Source organism: Gemmobacter aquatilis (assembly GCF_900110025.1).
Classification (GTDB): domain Bacteria; phylum Pseudomonadota; class Alphaproteobacteria; order Rhodobacterales; family Rhodobacteraceae; genus Gemmobacter; species Gemmobacter aquatilis.
Genome location: NZ_FOCE01000034.1, coordinates 1 through 1163 on the forward strand (window position 1 = coordinate 1; position 1163 = coordinate 1163).

Here is a 1163-nt window from a genome sequence, read left to right on the forward strand (position 1 = left end):
TTGGCAAAGGCCAGTTCACAGTCGAGGAGGGAACCGACGCGCCTCGTGTCGGCGCCGTGCTCTATGTCAAATCTTATGCCACTGCGACCTGGCCCGGCATGCTCGACGCCCTGGGTGCCGCCCGCGACACCATCATCACCCATAGCTATACGCCGATTGAACGCGGCAGCATCACCGAATTCGTGAAACGCCGCGTGGCCCAGATGCGGGCCGCCGAAGACATTGCCGCCACGGTAGAGGCGCAACTCTTCGTGGCCGCTGACAAATCTGAAAGCGGTGAGTTGGGCTTCGGCGTTCACCAGATGACCATCACGGTCTTTGCCGAGGATCAGGCAACGCTCGACGCCGAGGTTGCCCGCATCCGTGGCATCGCCCATCAGAACGGCATGCGGCTGGTGCGCGAAGTGACCGCGCTTGAGGCCGGGTTCTTCGCCATGCATCCCGGCAATATGGATTATCGGGCGCGCGATATGACCGTCTCTTCGGTCAATTTCGCGGATATGGCGGCGCTTCATGCTGCCGATACCGGGACGCCAGGGGCGCGCCTGCCGTGGCAGACGCCGCTGACCCTGTTTCAAACACTGCAAGGCTCGCTGCACCGGTTCAGTTTCCATGAGCCCGGCGATCCAAAAGCCGAGCCGACCAATGGCCACACGCTTGTTCTGGGCAAGTCTGGCGGCGGCAAGACCACAACCGCCGCCTTCCTCGCGGCCCAGGCCCAGCGGGCAGGGGGCCGGACGATCATCTTCGACAAGGAAGCCGGTCTCAAAATGGCAGTCCGTGCCTTGGGTGGACGCTATGCCGAAATCCGTGCTGGTCGCCCGACAGGCTTGAACCCGCTTGCCACAGAATTTGGCGAGCGCGGCGAGGCGTGGGTTCTGGACTGGCTGGTCGCCCTTCTGGAACAGCGCAGCGGGCCCATGACGCCGCTGCAATCCGAAGCCCTCAAGTCGGCGATTTCCCAAAACGGCAAGGCTCGGCAAGACCTACGGAACTTTCGTGCGTTTCAGGAACTCTTCGGCGATGTCGGCGACGGTCTTGATCTGGCGCAACGTCTGCGCGAATGGGCACCGGACGGCCGCTATGGCTGGGTCTTTGGCGAGGCATCTGAGCCGGTGGTGGATTTCACCAGCCATGACGTGACGGCGGTTGATCTGACGGAG

Annotated in this window: 1 protein-coding gene; it reads left to right on the forward strand. The window is 63.0% G+C overall.

Annotation, left to right across the window (positions count from 1 at the left end):
• The coding region (locus BMX43_RS19410) for a VirB4 family type IV secretion system protein (protein ID WP_139201654.1) at positions 1-1163 on the forward strand (1163 nt) is incomplete at both ends.